13 protein-coding genes are annotated in these 18,947 nt (G+C 65.5%); 3 read left to right on the top strand and 10 right to left on the bottom strand.

Annotation, left to right across the window (positions count from 1 at the left end):
* The 5 genes from K7W03_RS10550 to K7W03_RS10530 all read right to left on the bottom strand — a co-directional run bounded on the left by K7W03_RS10550 (position 1) and on the right by K7W03_RS10530 (position 7,066).
* Entirely contained in the window at positions 1-2,394 is a 2,394-nt protein-coding gene (locus tag K7W03_RS10550; RefSeq protein ID WP_222886269.1) for a CaiB/BaiF CoA-transferase family protein, read from the bottom strand.
* A 152-nt stretch (positions 2,395-2,546) separates the two neighbouring features.
* Positions 2,547-3,197 (bottom strand): flavin reductase family protein, encoded by a 651-nt coding sequence (locus tag K7W03_RS10545; protein ID WP_222886268.1) that lies wholly within the window; start codon positions 3,195-3,197, stop codon positions 2,547-2,549.
* Positions 3,198-3,212: 15 nt separating this feature from the next.
* Positions 3,213-4,022, bottom strand: coding sequence for an enoyl-CoA hydratase/isomerase family protein (locus tag K7W03_RS10540; RefSeq protein WP_222886267.1), 810 nt, complete (start codon positions 4,020-4,022; stop codon positions 3,213-3,215).
* A 96-nt stretch (positions 4,023-4,118) separates the two neighbouring features.
* Positions 4,119-4,850: a TetR/AcrR family transcriptional regulator gene (locus K7W03_RS10535; RefSeq protein WP_025548094.1), complete on the bottom strand. Its 732-nt coding sequence runs from the start codon at positions 4,848-4,850 to the stop codon at positions 4,119-4,121.
* A 164-nt stretch (positions 4,851-5,014) separates the two neighbouring features.
* A complete protein-coding gene (locus K7W03_RS10530; protein ID WP_413469325.1) occupies positions 5,015-7,066 on the bottom strand; it encodes a PQQ-dependent dehydrogenase, methanol/ethanol family in 2,052 nt (683 codons plus the stop codon).
* A gap of 169 nt (positions 7,067-7,235) precedes the next feature.
* On the opposite strand from K7W03_RS10530, the gene K7W03_RS10525 reads away from it, so the two are divergent.
* The 3 genes from K7W03_RS10525 to K7W03_RS10515 are packed head-to-tail and all read left to right on the top strand — an operon-like array spanning position 7,236 to position 9,627.
* Complete coding sequence (locus tag K7W03_RS10525) at positions 7,236-8,006, top strand: enoyl-CoA hydratase/isomerase family protein (protein WP_099185802.1); 771 nt, start codon at positions 7,236-7,238, stop codon at positions 8,004-8,006.
* 5 nt (positions 8,007-8,011) lie between these two features.
* Positions 8,012-8,437 (top strand): Zn-ribbon domain-containing OB-fold protein, encoded by a 426-nt coding sequence (locus K7W03_RS10520; RefSeq protein ID WP_222886266.1) that lies wholly within the window; start codon positions 8,012-8,014, stop codon positions 8,435-8,437.
* A 2-nt stretch (positions 8,438-8,439) separates the two neighbouring features.
* Positions 8,440-9,627 carry a thiolase family protein gene (locus tag K7W03_RS10515; protein WP_103001393.1) on the top strand — a complete coding sequence of 396 codons (1,188 nt, stop codon included), beginning with the start codon at positions 8,440-8,442 and terminating at the stop codon, positions 9,625-9,627.
* On the opposite strand, the gene glgX is transcribed toward K7W03_RS10515, so the two are convergent.
* Genes glgX through K7W03_RS10490 form a run of 5 tightly spaced genes read right to left on the bottom strand, consistent with a single transcriptional unit; the run spans position 9,607 to position 18,895 of the window.
* Positions 9,607-11,475, bottom strand: coding sequence for a glycogen debranching protein GlgX (gene glgX / locus K7W03_RS10510; protein WP_222886265.1), 1,869 nt, complete (start codon positions 11,473-11,475; stop codon positions 9,607-9,609). The two genes, K7W03_RS10515 and glgX, sit on opposite strands and share 21 nt — an antisense overlap.
* Complete coding sequence (gene glgA, locus K7W03_RS10505) at positions 11,472-12,920, bottom strand: glycogen synthase GlgA (protein ID WP_044662051.1); 1,449 nt, start codon at positions 12,918-12,920, stop codon at positions 11,472-11,474. Before glgA ends, glgX begins: the two co-directional genes overlap by 4 nt.
* A 15-nt stretch (positions 12,921-12,935) precedes the next feature.
* Positions 12,936-14,195, bottom strand: a complete 1,260-nt coding sequence (gene glgC, locus K7W03_RS10500; protein ID WP_061934761.1) for a glucose-1-phosphate adenylyltransferase — start codon at positions 14,193-14,195, stop codon at positions 12,936-12,938.
* Between the two features lie 50 nt (positions 14,196-14,245).
* Complete coding sequence (gene glgB, locus K7W03_RS10495; RefSeq protein WP_222886264.1) at positions 14,246-16,408, bottom strand: 1,4-alpha-glucan branching protein GlgB; 2,163 nt, start codon at positions 16,406-16,408, stop codon at positions 14,246-14,248.
* 18 nt (positions 16,409-16,426) lie between these two features.
* Positions 16,427-18,895, bottom strand: a complete 2,469-nt coding sequence (locus K7W03_RS10490; RefSeq protein ID WP_222886263.1) for a glycogen/starch/alpha-glucan phosphorylase — start codon at positions 18,893-18,895, stop codon at positions 16,427-16,429.
* Positions 18,896-18,947 lie beyond the last annotated feature (52 nt).

The raw sequence follows: 18,947 nt of genomic DNA, 5'->3' as shown, positions 1-18,947 counted from the left end.
TCAGGCGGCGGAGACGCGCGACTGGATGCGGCCCTTCACATCCGCAGCCTGCATCGCCTTGCCGCTGTCGATCAGCGCGTCGATCTCGGCATCCGAATAGCCGATCTCGCCCAATATCTGCCGCGTATGTTCGCCGAGGCGCGGGGCGGAGCCTTTGGCAAGGCCCGGCGTGCGGCTGAAATGCATGAAGCTGCCGAACTGGCGGACATGGCCGTACATGGAGTCGAGATTCTCGATCACGCGGTTGCTGGCCGTCGCCCAATCCTGCCAGAGCGCCTCGCGGACCCAGCTTGTTTCGCGGGCGATCTCGCTCGGCGCGCCGGCCGCTTCCAGCAGGGCGTGGCCGTCTGCGCTGCTCTTGTCCGCGAAAAAGGGCTTCAGCGCGTTCAGCAGCGCCGCGTCGTTGGCGGACCGGTCGCGGGGCGTGGCGAAGCGGGGATCGCTCAGCCAATCCTCATGCCCCACGGCCTTGGCGAGCGCGGCGAAACGTTCGTCCGAACGGCAGGAGATGCAGAGCCAGCCGTCAGCGGTCCGGTAAATCCGGTCGAGCGCGTTGAAGCCCGCTTGTTCCTTGTCCAGCCGGAAGCCGTAGACGACCTTCTTGTCGGCATCGAGGAAATGTTCGGACGTGGTCCACAGGCTGGAATGAAGTTGCGGGATTTCCATATAATCGCCCCGGCCGGTGACGGCGCGATGTTCAAGGCCCATCAAGATGCCCGCCGCGCCGAGGAAGCCGTTATTATAATCCTCATTCCCGAACACGGCGCGGGTCGGCGGATTGCCTTCGCCGCCGCCCTCATAGAGCAGGCCGGTCCAGCCCGACACCAAGGGCGCGAAGCTCTTGAGCAGCGACTTCGGCCCCCTGGAGCCATAGCCGGGCAGATAGACGTAGAGCAGGCGCGGGTTGAGCTTCGACAGCGCCTCATAGCCGATGCCCAGCTTGTCCGCCTTGCCGGGGCGAAGGTTGTGCGTGACGACATCGGCCGTCGCCACCAGCTTCAGCGCCGCTTCGAGCGCTTCGGGATGTTTGAGGTTGAGCACGATGTCGCGCTTGCCGCGCTGCGCCGCGTCGAAACAGTCGGGCAGCGGGCGCATCTGGTCGCCGCCGGGGGTCTCCACCTTGATGACGTCGGCGCCAAGGTCGGACAGCAGGCGGCCGCCATAGCCGACCGCGAAGAAGGAGGAGAAGTCGACCACCTTGATGCCTTCCAGCGGCCGGTCGAGCGGCTTGCCGTCGGCAGCGAGCACAGTGCGGCGGGCGATGAGGTCCGCCAGCGCTTCATTGTCCGCGCCCACTTCCGGCGCGGGACGGGGCGCGGCGGCGGGGGCATTGGCCATGCGCACGGCGGGCGCGGCCTGGTAGATGGTGCCGAAATCCTTGTCCGGCATCGATATGCGCTGGCCGACAAACTCCACCTGTTCGTCGAGCAGCACTTCGGCGGGCTCCAGCACCGGCAGCGCCGCCACGTCCGCCGCCTGGAACATGGCGATCCATTCGGCGCGCGGCCGGGTCTTGAAGGCGTCAAAAATCTCGACGCGGGCGATATGATATTCCTCGTCGGTCAGCGGCACCGACATTTCCGGCGCGGTCACGGTCTGGATACGGTCGCCAAAGCCCAGCACGTCCATCGCCGCCTTGAAGCCGCCCTGCCCGCCGGTATGCATCTGGAGATAAAGGCCGTCCGCGCATTCGAACATGCCCGTCACCAGCCGGGTCTTGCCGAAACGGTCCACCGCGCCGGAATCGCCCGCCTTGATGTAGCTGATCCCCTCTTCCTGCCACCAGTTGTTCATCGGTGACTGGGCCAGCATGGCGTCGAGCAGCGACGCCTCCACCTGCTGCCCCTTGCCGATATGGCGGCGGGCGCGGATGGCCGACAGCGCGCCGATCACGCCGAGGAAGGCCTGCCCATAATGCAGCGCCGGATGGCCGAGATAGACCGGGCCGGGGCGGAAGCTGCTGGAGCGGTCGATCATCGTCCCGAGCAGCGCGGCAGCGAGGGATTCGCCATGGGGCCGGTCGGCAAAGGGCGTGTCCGAACCATAAGCGGTGAGCGCGCAGACCACCAGTTCGGGGAAATCGCGTCCCAGGCTTTCACTGTCGAGGCCGAGGGCGGCCGCATCCTTCTCTTCCAGCGCGTGGATGAAGATGTCCGCGCCTTGCAGCAGGCCGCGCAGCGCCTGGAGGCCGCCGGCTTCCCGCACATCCAGTTCGACGCTGCGCTTCGACCGGTCCCAGGCCTTGCGGCTGAGGTCGTGGGCGAAGAAGGCGCCGCCTTTCGGCTCCACCTTCAAAACGTCGGCGCCATGGTCCGCCAGCAGCATGGCGGCGATGGCGACAGGCATTTGGTCCGCCAGTTCAATGACGGTCAGATGATCCAGGGGACCGGGCATCTCATCACTCCTATGGCGGGCGCGGCCCGCTGCCTTTTTTGCGGAATTATCTTTATGGCTTCACATCGTCCGACGGATCGAAAAATGATCTCTGATGCAGAAAACACCAGTTCGGCCCCAAGCGCAAGTAATTTTGCACCATGGGTTCAAATTCATTCCGCCGCCCTGTCCTTCGCCATGCGCGACGGGTCGTAGCGGGGCCGGTCCATCTGGAAACTGTCGCCATTGCGGACATACCAGCCGCTGCCATGGGTCCGGCCGATCAGCTTCATCGCGGGCGTGTCGAAATAGACCCGTTCCCGGTCGGTGATGAACTCGTCGCGGATATGGGCCATCAGGATTTCGCCGATGACCACCGTCTGCATCGCGCCGATGTCCATCGCGGCGACCTTGCGGCATTCGAAGCTGACCGGGCTGGTGGCGATGCGCGGCGGCGCGACCAGTTCCGACGGCGCGGTCTGGATGCCGGCATAGTCGATCTCGCTGACGTCGGCGGGCGCGTCGACGCTGCAGAGGTTCATCCTTTCGGCGTCCGCCTCGCAGACGAGGTTCACGACGAACTCGCCCGTCGCGATGATGTTGGACGCGGTGTTCTTCAGCCCCCGGGACACCGGTTCCTTCAGCAGCCCCAGCGCAACCAGCGGCGGGTCGGTGCCGACGCAGTTGAAGAAGCTGTAGGGCGCGGCGTTGACGATGCCTTCGGCGGATTGGCTGGTGATCCAGGCGATCGGGCGCGGCGTGATGGTCGAATTGACGATCTTGTACCGCGTGACCATCGGAAGGGCGCGCATGTCGAACTGCATGGGTCGGACCCTCCGTTATTCCGCGGCCTTGGCGGCGGCTTTCGCGGCGGCGCGCGCCTTGAAGCGTTCGCGGGCGCGGGGCACTTCCTCGCCCGCCTGGCAGATGTGGCAATAGGCCAGTTCCAGCGCGTGGGCCGTCGCCAGATCGCCGCTTTCCGCCTGCTGGAGCAGCCGCTTGGTCAGTTCGGCGGCATGGCGATTGCCGTCACCGATGGTCCGGCCGAGCGCCAGAGCCTCCTCCACCGCGCTGCCCGGCTTCACCACGCGGCTGACGAGGCCGAGCGACAGCGCCTCCGCCGCATCCAGCGTCCGCCCCGAAAAGACGATCTCCGCCGCCCGGGCCCGGCCCAATTGCCTGGTCAGGAACCAGGCCGCGCCGCCGTCGGGAACGAGGCCGAATTCCAGGAAGGGCGCGCCGAAACGGGCATTGTCCGCCGCGAAGATCATGTCGCAGGCCATGGCGAGGCTCCACGACACGCCGAACGCGCCGCCCTCCACAGCCGCGACCGTTGGAATAGGCAGCGCCCGCACACGGCCGATGATCCGCTGCCCCATTTCCAGCCGCGCCGCCAGCGCCAGCGCGCCTTCGCCCCTTGCGGGCGGCAGCTTCACGTCGCCGCCATTGCTGAAATAATCCTCCGCCCCGCTGATGATCAGCAACCGCGCGGGCGTCGCATTCTCAAGCGCGTCGAGCGCGGCGGAAAATTGCTCCCACATGGCGAAGGACACGGTGTTCTTCGCGCGGGGCCGGTTGAGGACGATATGCGCGACCCCCTGATCCTCAGACAAGAGCAGCAATTCGGGGGTTTCGCTCACCGCGTTCATCTCTCTCGCTCTCCATTCCCGCCCTTTTGCCAGGGGCAGGAACTGACTAGCCGACAGCGCGCGACTCTTCAAGTAAATTTGCATCCATGTGCAAATTCATGCCGCAACCTTGGGACGCTGGGGCATCGGCAGGGCATCCATGCCGCGGTCGGATATGTCCTTGATCAGCGCCTCCACATCCTTGCGGGCCGCGCCCTTCAGCGCGCCCAGCAAGGATGTCAGATAGCTTCCGACCAGCCGCACGATGATCTGGTCGTCGGGAATCCGCCCCTGCGCCCAGTCGTTGATCGTCGCATATTCGAATCGCACCAGATCCTCGACCAGCTTGTCGACCTCCACCCAGGGCTGGAGCTGCTTCTTCGCCTCCAGCACCTCGATCCACTGGCGGTTATGGTGGACCGCGGGCGAATGCATCGCCGCCCAGATGTCATGATCGACATCGGAACTGAAATAGAGCGCCATGATCGCCTTGATATAATTGCGGATCTTCCGGTTCCGCTGCACGACGGAGATCATGCGCTCCAGATTGTGCTGCATCGTGCCGGGTTCGCTGGAATAGGCGATGCGGCTCACATATTCGTCGAAATATTCCTGAATCGCCGACGCGATCATCCGTTCGCGAGTCTGGAAGGCGTTGTAGAGGGTTCGCTTGGCAACGCCGGCGCGCTGGCCGATCTCATTCATGCTGAGCGCGGCAATGCCCTGTTCAGCGATAACCTTCCGGGTTTCCTCCAAAATCCGGCGGCGGCGCTCGATAATCGCCGGACTGGAATAGGTCTGCGGCCGCTCTCCGCCTTCCTTCAATTCTTCGTTCGCTTTACTCGCCAAGATCGCTCGCCTTCATTGCCCAACACTCATCCCAAGTGCCGGGATCATAGCGGGATTGGATGATGGTGCAAATTCATCGTCTTCATGACGCATGAACCCCGCCCCGCCCGAAGGCGAAGCGGGGCCGCCATACGCCCGTAAAGCGGGTGGGACCTGCATCCGCGTCACTTGCCCTTGGGCGCGGTTTCGCGCGCGCGCTGACGGATATAGTGCCGTAGCCCCTCCAGTTCCGCGTCGCTCAACTGCGCGAAGGCCCCCATGCCCCGCGACATCAGGGCGCCGTCATGCACCACCGACCTGAAGGTTTCAGCGTCCAGCGGCACGCCCGACTTGCGCAGGTCCGGCGCCGCGCCGCCCGCGACCATGCCCGAACCATGGCAGATGATGCAGCTGCTGTTGTAGATGCCCGCCCCCACTTTCGCCTTGTCGGCGTCCACCACGAAGGCCGGATCGTCCTGGATCGGTTCGTCCACGGGATCGACCCTGGGCAGCTTCCGGGCCCCGCCGATGGTGAAGGTCAGCAATCGCCGCTGCTGCTGGCGATAATCCCAATTGGGCGAATTGGCGAAGCTGCTGCGGAAGCCGGTGATGACGCTGACATATTGCCGGCCGCCGACCGAATAGCTGATCGGCGCGGAAAGTATGCCGTTCTGCGCCGGCCAGGACCAGAGCTTGCGCCCCGTCGTCGCGGAAAAGGCGTTGAACATGCCGTCATTGGTGCCCTGGAACACCAGATTGCCCGCCGTCGCCAGCGTGCCGCCGTTGAACACGCCCGGCTGGGGCACGGACCAGGCGATCCTGTTGTTGGCGACGTCATAGGCGACCAGCTTGCTCGTCGCGGCGGGCGGGACGAGGTTGGCGGGCGGAGCGCCCAGGCCGGTATTCACCATCATGCCGGGCTTGTACGTCCAGCCCTTCACATTGGCCGGATCGACGAAGACCCGGCCGCCCTCCATCACCGGGATATAGCTGTAGCCGGTCTTCGGGCTGAACGACATGGCCTGTATGCCGTGCGCGCCATTGGGGAAGGGGTACATCATGAACGGCTTGCCGTCGGGATATTGCGCCTCCGGGTTGATCTCCGGCCGCCCCGTCACGGGATCGATGCGCTTGGCCCAATTCTGCCTGGCGAACTCGCCCGCCTGGATGAACTTGCCGGTTTCGCGGTCGATGGCATAGAAGAAGCCGTTCTTCGGCGCGTGCAGCAGCACGGACCGCATCCGGCCGCCGATCATGACATCGGCCAGTTCGATGTCCATGGCGTCGTTCCAGTCATGGCTGTTTTCAGGATTGACCTGATAGTGCCAGACATATTCGCCGGTCTTCACGTCCAGCGCGACGATGGAGGAGAGATAGAGATTGTCGCCGCCGCCGGGGCTGCGGATCTTGATGTTCCACGGAAAGCCGTTGCCGGTGCCGATATAGATGCGGTCATATTTTGCGTCATAGGCCATGGCGTGCCAGACGGAGCCGCCCCCGCCCCATTTCCACCATTGCCCGCTCCAGGTCTTGGCGGCTGCCTCCATCGCCTTGTTCTCGAAACCCTTGGCCGGATCGCCGGGCACGACATACCAGCGCCAGGCTTTCTTGCCGGTCTTGATGTCATAGGCGGTGACATAGCCACGCGTCGGACTGTAGTCCGCGCCCCCGAAGCCGATCACCACCTTGTCGCCGGCGACCCATGGCGGGCCGGTGATATAGCCGCCCTCCGCCTCGTCCAGCGTCTTGACCGACCAGCGCGGCTTGCCCGTCCCGGCGTCTATCGCGATCAGGCGGCCCTCGCGGGTGGCGGTGAAGATCGTGCCGTCCTTATAGGCGATGCCCCGCGTGCCCCATCCCGCGCGCATCCGCCATTTGGCTTCCGGCTGACTGGCGACGTCGGGATCATATTGCCATAGCAGCTTGCCGGTTCGCGCATCGACCGCGTGAACGACGCTGAGTCCTACCGCGAAATAGATGACGCCGTCGACCGCCAGAGGCTGGGTATAGCTGTCGAAACTGTCGACATCATAGGACCAGGCAAGGCCGAGCTTTCCGACATTCTGCTCCCGGATCTGCGCGAGCGGGCTGTAATGCTGTTCCTTGTCGTCGCCGCCGAAGCTGGACCAGTTGGCCCCGGCCGGAGACGCGCTCTCCGCCGAGCGGGAAACCACCCCCGTGGAGAGCGCGAGCAGCGCGGCGCCCGCCGCCATGACCGTAAAACCTGCCTTCCTCATCGATCTCCCATCCTCCGTCGGGGCGCCCAAATGCCGCCTTTTATTGCACCATCGTGCAATATTGTGCCGTTGTCAACGCGACTCAGCGATTGACAGGACGGAATTTCCCCATTTAATATTGCACCAAAGATCATATTTAGGAGAAGGACGTGCGCCGCAGCGCCCCGTCATGACCGTCCGGATCGCAAGCCAGGGCCGCGTCGGCATCGTGACGCTCGATCAGCCCGGACGGGCGAACGCCTTCACCATGGCCATGCGGGAGGAAATCTGGCGCGCCTTCGATGATCTGGCGGAGGATGAGGATGTCCGCGCCGTCATCCTGACGGGCGCGAACGGGCAATATTGCTCCGGCGCGGATACCGGGGACATGGGCCATCAGGGCACGGCCGCCTTCCTGCGCCGGATGCGCTGGCTGCACCGGATGGTGAAAGCGGTCGCCGGCATCCGCAAGCCGGTGATCGCGGCGGTGGACGGCGCCTGCGTAGGCGCCGGCTGGAGCCTGGCGCTGGCCTGCGACATCGCCATCGCCACGCCGCAAGCGCGCTTCTGCCAGAGCTTTGCGCGGATCGGATATGTGCCGGACGCAGGCGCCGTATGGCAGCTCAGCCGGTTGGTCGGACCGATGCGCGCCAAGGAAATCGTTTATTCCGCCCGCATGGTCGACGCGCAGGAGGCCTTGCGGCTGGGGCTGGTGCTGGAACTGGTGGAAAGCGAAGCGCTGATGGCGCGTGCGCTGGAACTGGCGGCATCCCTGGCCGAGGGGCCTACGCTGGCAATCGGCATGGCGAAGCGGCAGTTCGAGGCCGCGCCGGGCCTGTCGCTGGATCAATATCTGGAACTGGAATTCGCCATGCAGCCGCTGATGGCGACGACGCAGGACCATCGGGAAGGCTTGGCGGCTGCGCGGGAGAAACGGCCGCCGCATTTCGGGGGCTCATGAAACCGATGTCGCAAGCCGCCTGCCCGCAACGGCCGCTTCCCCTTCCCGATCGGCTTTCGGAACCCTTCTGGGCTGCGGCGCGGCGGCACGAGCTGCATATGCAGAAATGCGACGCCTGCGGCCGGATGGCCTATCCGCCGGAGGTCGCCTGCCGGAACTGCGGCGGCGCCGGTTTGGGCTTCACGCCGCTATCGGGACGCGCGACGCTGCATAGCTGGACCGTGCTGCACGACCCGCCCTCGCCCGGCTTTCGCGACCGGCTGCCCGTCATCCTGGCGGTGGTCGAACTGGAGGAGCAGGCGCGCCTGTTGATGAGCGGCAACCTTGTGGACATCGCCGCCGATGCGCTGCGCATCGGCCTCCCCCTCGAAGCGCGGTTCGAGGATGTGACCGAGGACTGCACGCTGGTGCAGTTCGGCCCGGCGCGCTGACCATGTGGGACCATCGGGACAAGGTGGCCGTCGCCGGGCTGGGCTATAGCAGGCTGGAACGCCGGTCGGACCGGAGCCTGGCCGCGCTGACGCTGGAGGCGTGCGACGCCGCGCTGGCCGATGCCGGATTGCGGCGCGGCGATCTGGACGGCATCGCCACATCCCCCGCCATGCCGCGCTATGGCGGGCGCAAGGGCGTGGACGAAGGGATCGACGTCGTGACGCCCTGGTATCTGGCGGGATTGCTGGGGGTCGCTCCGGCCATCCGGTGGATCGGCTCCACCAACGGCATGGTGACGCAGAGCGTCATCGACGGCGCGCTCGCCATATCAGGCGGGCTTTGCGACCATGTGCTGGTCTATCGCGCGCTGCATGTGCCCGACGGGCGCTATGTGAATTTCGAATCGGCCCATGCGGTGGGAGGCGACCAGTATCTGGCGCCCTATGGCTTCAGCATGCCGCCGGCCTGGGCCGCCGTGGCGCTGCGCCGCTATTTTGCGCTTCATGGTTATGACCGGGCGGATTTCGCGCCTTATATCGCCCGGAACCGCGCCAATGCGCAACGCAACCCCAATGCCTATTGGCGAGGCAAGACGATCACGGTGGAGGATTATCTCGCCGCCCGGATGATCGCCGATCCCATATCCATCCTCGATTGCGACATTCCGGTCGATGGCTGCTGCGCGATGATCCTGACCTCCACCCAACGGGCGCGGCATTTGCGCCGGCCGCCTGCCTTGCTCACCGGCTTCGCGGCCTCCGCCCATCAGGGCGCGGGAGGCACGCCGATGAACCTTGAGGATATGTGGGACGGCGCGAAGGATGTGGCGCGCCGGCTGTGGGAGGCGACCGGCCTGTCCCCGGCGGATGTGGACAATGCGCAGCTTTATGACGGTTTCAGCGTGCTGGTGCTGACCTGGCTGGAGGGCATGGGTTTCTGCCGCGACGGCGAAGGTCTGGCCTTCCTGCGCGAGGGGCATGGCGATCCGGACGGGCGCCTGCCGATCAATACGGGCGGCGGAGCCCTGGGCGAAGGGCGGCTGCACGGCATGACCCAGCTTGCCGAGGCGGTCGCGCAGGTCACGGACCGTGCGGGCGAGCGGCAGGTGCCGGGGGCCTCGCGGGCGTTGGCGACGATCTCCAACGGCCTCGCCAAATCGACCGCCTTCCTATTCAGCCGGGATGGGTAGGACCGTTCGGGCGGGAATGTGCACCCCGCCGAAGTCATGCGGCCAGTCGCCGCCATTGATGAAGACGGTGAAGCCCGATCGCCGGAAGCGCATGGCCAGGCAGCGGCGATCTGGGTCTTCCCATTGCGCGACGGTCATCGGCTGTCCCCGCTCGTCGAGCCACTCGACGTCCGTTTCCGAGAGCCAGCCCGTGTCGCTGAAGTCCGGCGTCGACGCCCGCATGTCGGCAAGCGCGAACGCATGCGCCTCTATGTCCCGGTCGCGGCCCTGCCAGTCGACCCAGCCGATTGCATTATCCTGCGCATAGGCGTTGTTGTTGCCCTGCTGCGTCCGGCCGAACTCGTCGCCTGCGGTAAGCATGATCGCGCCGCGCGAACAGAACAGCGTGCCGAGCAGCGCCTTGATGTCGCGCCGCCGCGCTGCCCGAATGGCCCGATCGGCGGTCGCGCCCTCGATGCCGTTGTTCCAGCTGAAATTTTCGCCATGGCCATCGCGGTTCTGCTCGCCATTGGCTTCGTTGTGGCGATGGTCATAGGCGGTCACATCCGCCAGCGTGAAGCCGTCATGGGCGGCCAGAAAATTGACGGTGCGCGTTGCCGGATCGGCATGGAAAATGTCGGACGATCCCGCGATGCGGGTCGCAAGCGCGCCGGTCATGCCGCGATCCCCGCGCCAGAAGCGGCGCATATCGTCGCGATAGCGGTCGTTCCATTCCAGCCAGCGCGCCCCGAAACGGCCGAGCTGATAACCGCCGGGGCCGATGTCCCACGGTTCCGCGATCAGGATGCGGTCGGACAGCAGCGGATCGTCGCGCATGGCCCTCAGCAATGGCGCCTCGCTGTCGAAACCCGTCGACAGGCGCCCCAGCGCGGGAGCGAGGTCGAAGCGGAAGCCGTCGACTCCCGCTACGCCGACGAAATGGCGCAGCGACGCCAGGATCAGCCGCTGCGCGACGGGATGGTTGCAGTCGATGCTGTTGCCCGTGCCGGTATCGTTGATCAGGCGGCCATCGGGTTCATGCCGGAAATAGCTGCGCGCATCCAGGCCGCGGAGCGACAGGGTCGGGCCCTCGCGGTCGCTTTCCCCGTCATGATTATAGACCATGTCGAGGATCACGCCGATTCCGGCCGCATGCAGCGCATCCACCGCGCCACGCAGTTCCGCCATGCCGCCCGGCGCCAGCCGGGGATCGAGCGCGAAATAGCTGACCGGATTATAACCCCAGGCATTGCGCAGTCCCAGCGGCGCCAGATGCCGTTCGTCGATCCAGGCGTTGATCGGCATCAGTTCGATGGCGGAGACGTGCAGGCGGCGCAGATGTTCGATCACGGCGGGGTGCCCAAGGGCCGCGATGGTGCCGCGCTGCGCCTCCGGAATGTCGGGATGCAGCATGGTGAAGCCGCGGACCTGAACCTCATAGATCAGCCCGCCGGACTGGAAGATCGGCGGTTCCGGGGGCACCAAGGGAAACGGCGCGGACACCACTCCCTTGGGCATCAAGCCTGCCGTGTCGCTGCCTTTGCCGCGCGGTGCGGCCAGCATCGGATCATAGGCGAACGGCCGGTCGATGGCAGGCGCATAGGGATCGAGCAGCAGCTTGTCCGGATCGAACCACAGCCCCGCATCCGGATCAAAGGGACCGTCGGCGCGCAGGCCATAGCGGGCGCCCTCCCCCACGCCGGGCGCATCGACGGACCAGATGTCCTCGCCCTCCCTTGCCATGGGCAGGCGCGTTTCGCGATCCCGGGCATCGAACAGGCACAGCCAGAGCCGGTCCGCGTCGGGCGCATGGACCCGGAAACGGGTTCCGCGGCCGTGCGTGCCCGGACCCAGCGGCTGCGGGCTCATGCGGTGGTCCGGACCAGTGCGCGGAACAGTTCCGCATAGCGCGCCGCGCTGTGGGTCCAGGAGAAATCGGCGCGCATGCCGGCGCGCTGCATCGCCTGCCATGTCGGCCGATGCGCATGAAGCCGGATGGTGCGCGCAATCGCTCCATGCAGCGCCAGCGGATCGGACGGCGGGAAGACGATGCCGGTCGCCACGCCCGCGCCGACGGCAGCCTCATTGGCGTCGATCACCGTGTCCGCCAGCCCGCCGACCCGCGCCACCACCGGCACGCAGCCATAGCGAAGGCCGTAAAGCTGAGTCAGGCCGCAGGGTTCGAAGCGGGAAGGGATCAATATGGCGTCGGCGCCCGCCTGCATCAGGTGCGACAGCGGCTCGTCATAGCCGATCCGAGCGCCCACCCGCCCGCGATGCCGGTCCGCCGCCGCCAGGAACGCCCCCTCCAGCGGATGGTCGCCCGACCCCAGAAGGGCAAGCTTGCCGCCCAGCCCCACCAGATGGTCGATGGCGTCCATCACCATGTCCATGCCCTTCTGCCAGGTGAGGCGGCTGACGATGATGAAGATCGGCGCATCGTCGCGGTCGAGGCCGAACTGCGTTTCGAGGACGCGGCGGCTGGCGCCGCGCCCGCCAAGCGCCCGCGCGCTGAAGGGTTTGGCGATCAGGGGATCGGCGGCGGGATCCCATATGGCGGTATCGACGCCGTTCAATATGCCGTGCAGCCTGTCGGACCGGCCGTTGATCAGGCCGTCCAGCCCCATGCCATGCATCGGGGAGCGGATTTCGTCGGCATAGGTGGGGCTGACCGTGGTGATGGCATCGGCCGAGACAAGCCCCGCCTTCAGATAGCCCGTGCCGCCATAATATTCGACCCCGTCCACGCCCCAGGCTTCGGGCGGCAGGCCGAGCTGGGGAAAGACATCCGCGCCGAAACGTCCCTGGAAGGCAAGGTTGTGGATCGTCACCACCCTGGGCACGGCGTGAGCCGGCCCGAAGCGCATATAGGCGGCGGTCATCGCCGCCTGCCAGTCATGCGCATGGACCAGGTCGGGCCGCCAGCCCTTCACCCCTTCGGCCGCCATGTCCGCCCCGGCACGCGACAGGGCGGCGAAGCGTTTCCAGTTGTCGGGCCATTCGCCGCCGCCCGCATCGCCATAGGGGCCGCCTTCCCGCGCGAAGAAGTCCGGGGCATCCAGCACCAGCAGGTCGAGGTCGCCCAGCTTCGCCGCCAGCACCGCCGCCGGCGCGCCGAACAGCGCGTCATAACGGCGCAGCAGCTTCGCCTTGCCCAGGCGCGAAAGAACCGCCGGATAGCCCGGCACCAGCGTCCTGACCCCAATGCCATGCCCCGCCAGCGCGCCCGGCAAGGCGCCCGCCACATCGGCCAGCCCCCCGGTCTTCACCAGCGGATAGATTTCGGACGTGACCGAAAGCACCCGCATCGCCATTCCCCCGCCCAAGTTTCAGTCCGCCAGCCGTTCGATCATATATTGGGTGATCAGCGTCACGCCGCTTTCGGTCCGTCGGAAACGCTGCGCGTCATGCTCCGGATGTTCTCCGACGATCAGGCCGGGCGGGATGATCACGCCTGAATCCAGCACGCATTTGTGCAGCCGCGCACCGCGCCCGATCACGCAGTCGGGCATGATGACGCTTTCCGTCACGGACGAGAAGCTATGCGTGCGCACCCCGGTGAACAACAGGCTGCGGTGGAGCGACGATCCCGACACGATGCACCCGCCCGCGATCAGGGAGGATGTGGCGGAACCGCGCCGTCCCTCCTCATTATGCACGAATTTCGCCGGCGGGGTGACTTCGGAATAGGTCCAGAGCGGCCAGCTCCGGTCGTAGAGGTCGAGCGAGGGCACCACATCGGTCAGGTCGATATTGGCCTGCCAATAGGCGTCGATGGTGCCGACGTCGCGCCAATAGGGCACCGGTTCGCTCTCTGCGCGGACGCAACTGCTGGAGAAGCGGTGGGCGACGGCTTTGCCATGCCTGACGATGTGCGGGATGATGTCGCCCCCGAAATCGCGCTTGCTGTCCGGATCGTCCGCATCGCGCCGCAGTTCCTCGATCAAAAGGGCGGTGCGGAAGACATAGATGCCCATGGACGCCAGCGCCATGCCCGGGCTGCCGGGAATGTGCGGCGGGTTCTTCGGCTTCTCGACAAAGGCGGTGATCACGTCCTGCTCGTCCACATGCATGACTCCGAAGCCGCTGGCTTCCTTCACCGGCACCTCCATGCAGCCGACGGTGACGTCCGCGCCGCTGTCGACATGCTGCTGGAGCATCAGCTCATAGTCCATCTTGTACACATGGTCGCCCGCCAGGATGACCATATATTCCGGCGCATAGCTTTCGATGATGTCGATATTCTGGAACACCGCATCGGCCGTGCCCTCATACCATTGGCTTTCCGACACGCGCTGGCTGGCGGGCAGGATGTCGAAGCTTTCGTTACGCTCCGTCCGGAAGAAGTTCCAGCCGCGCTGCAGATGCCGGATCAGCGAATGCGCCTTATACTGCGTCGCGACGCCGATGCGCCTGATGCCGCTGTTGAGCGCGTTGGAAAGGGCGAAGTCGATGATCCGCGCCTTGCCCCCGAAATGCACGGCAGGCTTGGCGCGCCGGTCGGTCAACTCGGCCAGGCGACTGCCCCTGCCACCGGCCAGAACATAGGCCATGGCGTCACGGGCGATCGGCTGGTGTCTTGGCTGCATCGCCCTCTTCTCCTTCATGCTCGCGAGCGCTCGGTTTCCGCCCGTCGGTTTCAATAGTCCAGTTCCAGCATCAACGTTCCAAGCGGGGGAATGGTGACATTGGCCCATCCTTCCTCATCCGCGACGACAATTCCCATATTTCCCGCACCGCTGCCGCCATAATCCGCCGCATCGCTGTTGATGATCTCGCGCCAGCGGCCGCCGGAGGGCAGGCGCATCCTGTAGCCGTGGCGCAAGGTCGGCGTGAAATGGCTGATGACGACGATGGGCGATACGCCGGGCGCGCGCCGGACCCAGGCGAAGACCGAATCCGCCGCCGCGTCGACCAGCACCCATTCGAAACCCTCCGGCTCGCAATCGCGGGCATGCAGCGCCGGGCGGGAACGATAGAGGCGGTTGAGGTCGCTCACCAGCAACTGCACGCCCCGATGCGGCGCATGATCGAGCAGGTGCCAGTCGAGCGCCCGCGCTTCGCTCCATTCGGCCCGCTGCGCGAATTCCTGCCCCATGAACAGCAGCTTCTTGCCCGGATAGCCCCACATCATGGCGTAATAGGCGCGCAGGGTCGCGAATTTCTGCCAGTCGTCGCCCGGCATCTTGTGCAGCAGGGACGCCTTGCCATGCACCACCTCGTCATGGCTGAGCGCCAGCACGAAATTCTCCGTAAAGGCGTAGAGCAGGCCGAAGGTGATGTCGTCATGATGATGGGCGCGGTGCACCGGATCGCGCGCCAGATAACGCAGCGTGTCGTGCATGAAGCCCATATTCCATTTGAAACCGAAGCCCAGGCCCCCTTCATGGACGGGGTGGGACACTTTCGGCCAGCTCGTCGACTCCTCGGCAATGGTCATGACGCCGGCATGGGTGCCGTAGAGCGCCTTGTTCATCTGCCGCAGGAAATCGACCGCCTCCACATTTTCCCGCCCGCCCTGGCTGTTGGGAATCCACTCCCCTTCCTTGCGGCTGTAATCGAGGTAGAGCATCGAGGCGACGGCATCGACGCGAAGCCCGTCGACATGGTAGCGCTCCGCCCAGAAGAGGGCGTTGTTGACCAGATATTGCGCCACCTCCCGCCGGCCGAAATTGTAGATCGCCGTGTTCCAGTCGGGATGGAAGCCCTTGCGCGGATCGGCATGTTCATAAAGGGCGGTGCCGTCGAAATGGGCCAGCCCGTGGGCGTCGGTCGGGAAATGGGCGGGCACCCAGTCGAGGATCACGCCCACTCCCGCCCGGTGCGCGCCGTCGACGAAGCGGGCAAAGCCTTCCGGATCGCCAAAGCGCGCGGTCGGCGCGTAAAGGCCCGTGGTCTGATAGCCCCAGCTAGGATCATAGGGAAATTCGCTGATCGGCAGGAATTCGATATGGGTGAAGCCCATGCCAACCACATAGGGGATCAGCCGGTGGGCAAGGTCATCCCAACTCAGGAAATTTCCATCCTCGTCGCGCTGCCATGAACCGGCGTGCACCTCATAGACGGAAATGGGTTCGTGGCGCGGATCGGCCCTTTGCCAATAGTCGCGGTGGCGCTCATCGCCCCAGTCATGGTCGGGCACCGCCGCCACGATGGAGGCCGTGGCGGGCCGCAGTTCGGAGCGGAAGGCGAAGGGATCGGCCTTCAGCGGCAGGACCGTCCCGTCAGGCCCGACAATCTCATATTTATAGGCGCTGCCCACCCCCACTTCGGGCAGGAAGATTTCCCATATTCCCGCATCCTGCCGCCGCCGCATCGGCGCCCGGCGTCCGTCCCAGCGGTTGAAGTCGCCCACCACCGACACCCGCTGCGCATTGGGCGCCCAGACCGCGAAATGCGTGCCCCCCACCCCTTCATGGGTGATGAGGTGCGCGCCCATCTTGTCGAACAGCCGGGCATGAGACCCTTCGGCAAAATAATAATCGTCCATCGGCCCCAGCACCGGGCCGAAGCTGTAGGGATCGATCAGCGTATATTCGCCGCCATCGGCATAGGTCGCCCGATAGCGCAGGGGCTGGCGCTTGCGCAGGGCAACCTTGCCGAAGAACAGCCCTGCCGGATGGACCCGGTCCAGCGTGCCCGCGGCCTTGCCGTCCAGCCTATAAGCATCGACCCTCACCGCATCGGGCAGGAAGACGCAGGCGGTGAAGCCCTTTTCCGCCGGATGGACGCCAAGCGTCGCGAACGGATCGTCCTCCCGCCCCTCCAGCAGGCGGGCGATCTGTTCCGGGGTCAAGCCCACGCTAGTTCCGGCCTCGCGTCAAACCGGCACCTTCCAGATGTCCGTCGCATATTCCCTGATCGTGCGGTCGGACGAGAACCAGCCCATGCGCGCGACATTGTGGATCGCCTTGCGCGCCCACAGCGTCTGGTCCTGCCATATCCCGTCAACCCTGCGCTGCGCGGCTGAATAGCTGTCGAAATCGGCCGCGACCATGAACCAGTCATGATCGTAGATGCCCTGCACCAGATCCCTGTACCGTCCCGGATCGTCGGGGGAAAAGACGCCGCTCGCGATCGCATCCAGCGCCTGGCCCAGCTCGCGGCTGTGGCCGATCACCTCGCGCGGGTCGTAGCCATGGGCGCGCCGTTCGTTCACCTGGGCGGCGGTGAGGCCGAAGATCACGATATTCTCCTCCCCCACATGGTCGCGCATCTCCACATTGGCGCCGTCGAGCGTGCCGATGGTGAGCGCGCCGTTGACCGCGAACTTCATGTTGCCGGTGCCCGACGCTTCCATGCCGGCGGTCGAAATCTGTTCGGACAGGTCGGCGGCCGGGATCATCATTTCCGCCAGCGACACATTGTAATTGGGCACGAACTGCACCTTCAGCAGGCCCTGCACCGCCGGGTCGTGATTGACCGCCCGCGCCACGTCGCCCGCCAGCTTGATGATCAGCTTGGCATTATGATAGCTGGGCGCCGCCTTGCCGCCGAACAGCTTGACGCGGGGCACCCAATCCTTTTCCGGATGCGAGCGTATCTGGTCGTAGAGCGACACCGCCTCGATGATGTTGAGCAACTGCCGCTTATATTCGTGGATGCGCTTGATCTGGATGTCGAACAGGGCCGAAGGATCGATCCGGGCGTTGACCCGCTGGCGCAGCAGATCGGCCAGAGCGACCTTGTTGGCGCGTTTGACGGCCAGGAATTTTTGCTGGAACGCGCTGTCGTCGGCGAAGCGATCCAGTTCCCGCAGCGCTTCGGGATCGTCCATGAAGCGGTCCCCGATCGCTTCCCTGACCAGTTCGAACAGCCCGTGATTGCACTGCATCAGCCAGCGGCGGAAGGTGACGCCATTGGTCTTGTTGTTGATCCGCGCCGGGTAGAGCCGGTGGAAGTCGGCGAACACCGTTTCCTTCATCAATTCGGTGTGCAGCGCCGACACGCCATTGACGCTGTGCGATCCGGCAAAGGCCAGATTGCCCATGCGCACCCGCCGCTCTCCCCCCTCGTCGATCAGGGAGATGGTGCCGATGGCCCGGTCGTCGAACTGGCCGGATCGCCGCGCCTCCCCCAGCAGGCGGCTGTTCACCGCATAGACGATCTGCATATGCCGGGGCAGCAGCCGTTCGAACAGCGGCACGGGCCAGCTTTCCAGCGCTTCGGGCAGCAGCGTGTGATTGGTGTAGCTGAACGTCCGGCGGGTGATGTCCCACGCCTCGTCAAAATCGACGCCGTGATTGTCGAGGAGTATCCGCATCAACTCCGCCACGGCGACGGCCGGATGAGTGTCGTTGAGCTGGATCGCGGCCTTTTCCGGCAGAGTGCGGATGTCGCCGAAATATTGGATATGCCGCCGGACGATGTCCTGCAGCGACGCGGAGGAGAAGAAATATTCCTGCCGCAGCCGCAATTCCTGCCCCGCGGGTGAACTGTCGGCCGGGTAGAGGACGCGCGTGAGCGCCTCCGCCCGATTGCTTTCCGTCAGCGCGCCCAGATGGTCGCCCGCATTGAAGCGGTCGAGCAGGATCGGGTCGATCGGCTGCGCTTCCCACAGGCGCAGCGTATTGACGCGCTTCCCGCGCCAACCCGCAATGGGGGTGTCATAAGGCGTGGCGATGACGCGCTCGGCCGGCCGCCAGCGCATCTGGTGCGGGCTGGCGTCCTCGTTTTCCGACGGGTCGACCCGGCCGCCAAAGCCGATCTCGTAGCTCGCCTCGCGCCGTTCGAATTCCCAGGGATTGCCGTGGGTCAGCCAGGTTTCGGGCAATTCCACCTGCCAGCCGTCCGAAATCTCCTGCCGGAACATGCCGTTCACATAGCGTATGCCATAGCCATAGGCGGGCACGTCCACCGTCGCCATGCTCTCCATGAAGCAGGCCGCCAGCCGCCCCAGGCCGCCATTGCCCAGCGCGGCATCCGGCTCCAGCGCGGCTATGATGTCGATGTCGACGCCCAGCGAACTCAATGCTGCCTGCATGTCGTCCAGCATCTCCATGTTGGACGCCGCGTCGCGCATCAACCGCCCGATCAGGAACTCCAGGCTCAGATAATAGACCCGCCGTCCCTGCTCCTCATAGGTTTTCTCCGTCGAGGCGATCCATGCATCGATCACCCGGTCGCGAATGGCGAGGATCACCGCATGCAGCCAGTCGTGCGGCTTTGCGGCGGTGGCGTTCTTGCCGATCCGGTAGGTCAGCCGCTCTACGATCTCATGGGCAAGGACCTCCGGATCGACCTGCCGGGGAGCGGGCTTCGGGAGGGTGGGTTGGCCTTTCAGGTTCATAAACGTGCCCCTTTTCGCCTTCGAGTCCGAGCGCGATGATGGCACGCAGTCC

It is taken from the genome of Sphingobium sp. PNB, assembly GCF_019873065.1.
Taxonomy (GTDB): domain Bacteria; phylum Pseudomonadota; class Alphaproteobacteria; order Sphingomonadales; family Sphingomonadaceae; genus Sphingobium; species Sphingobium fuliginis.
Note: the sequence above shows the minus strand (reverse complement) of the source record. Positions and strands in the feature narration are given on the sequence as shown.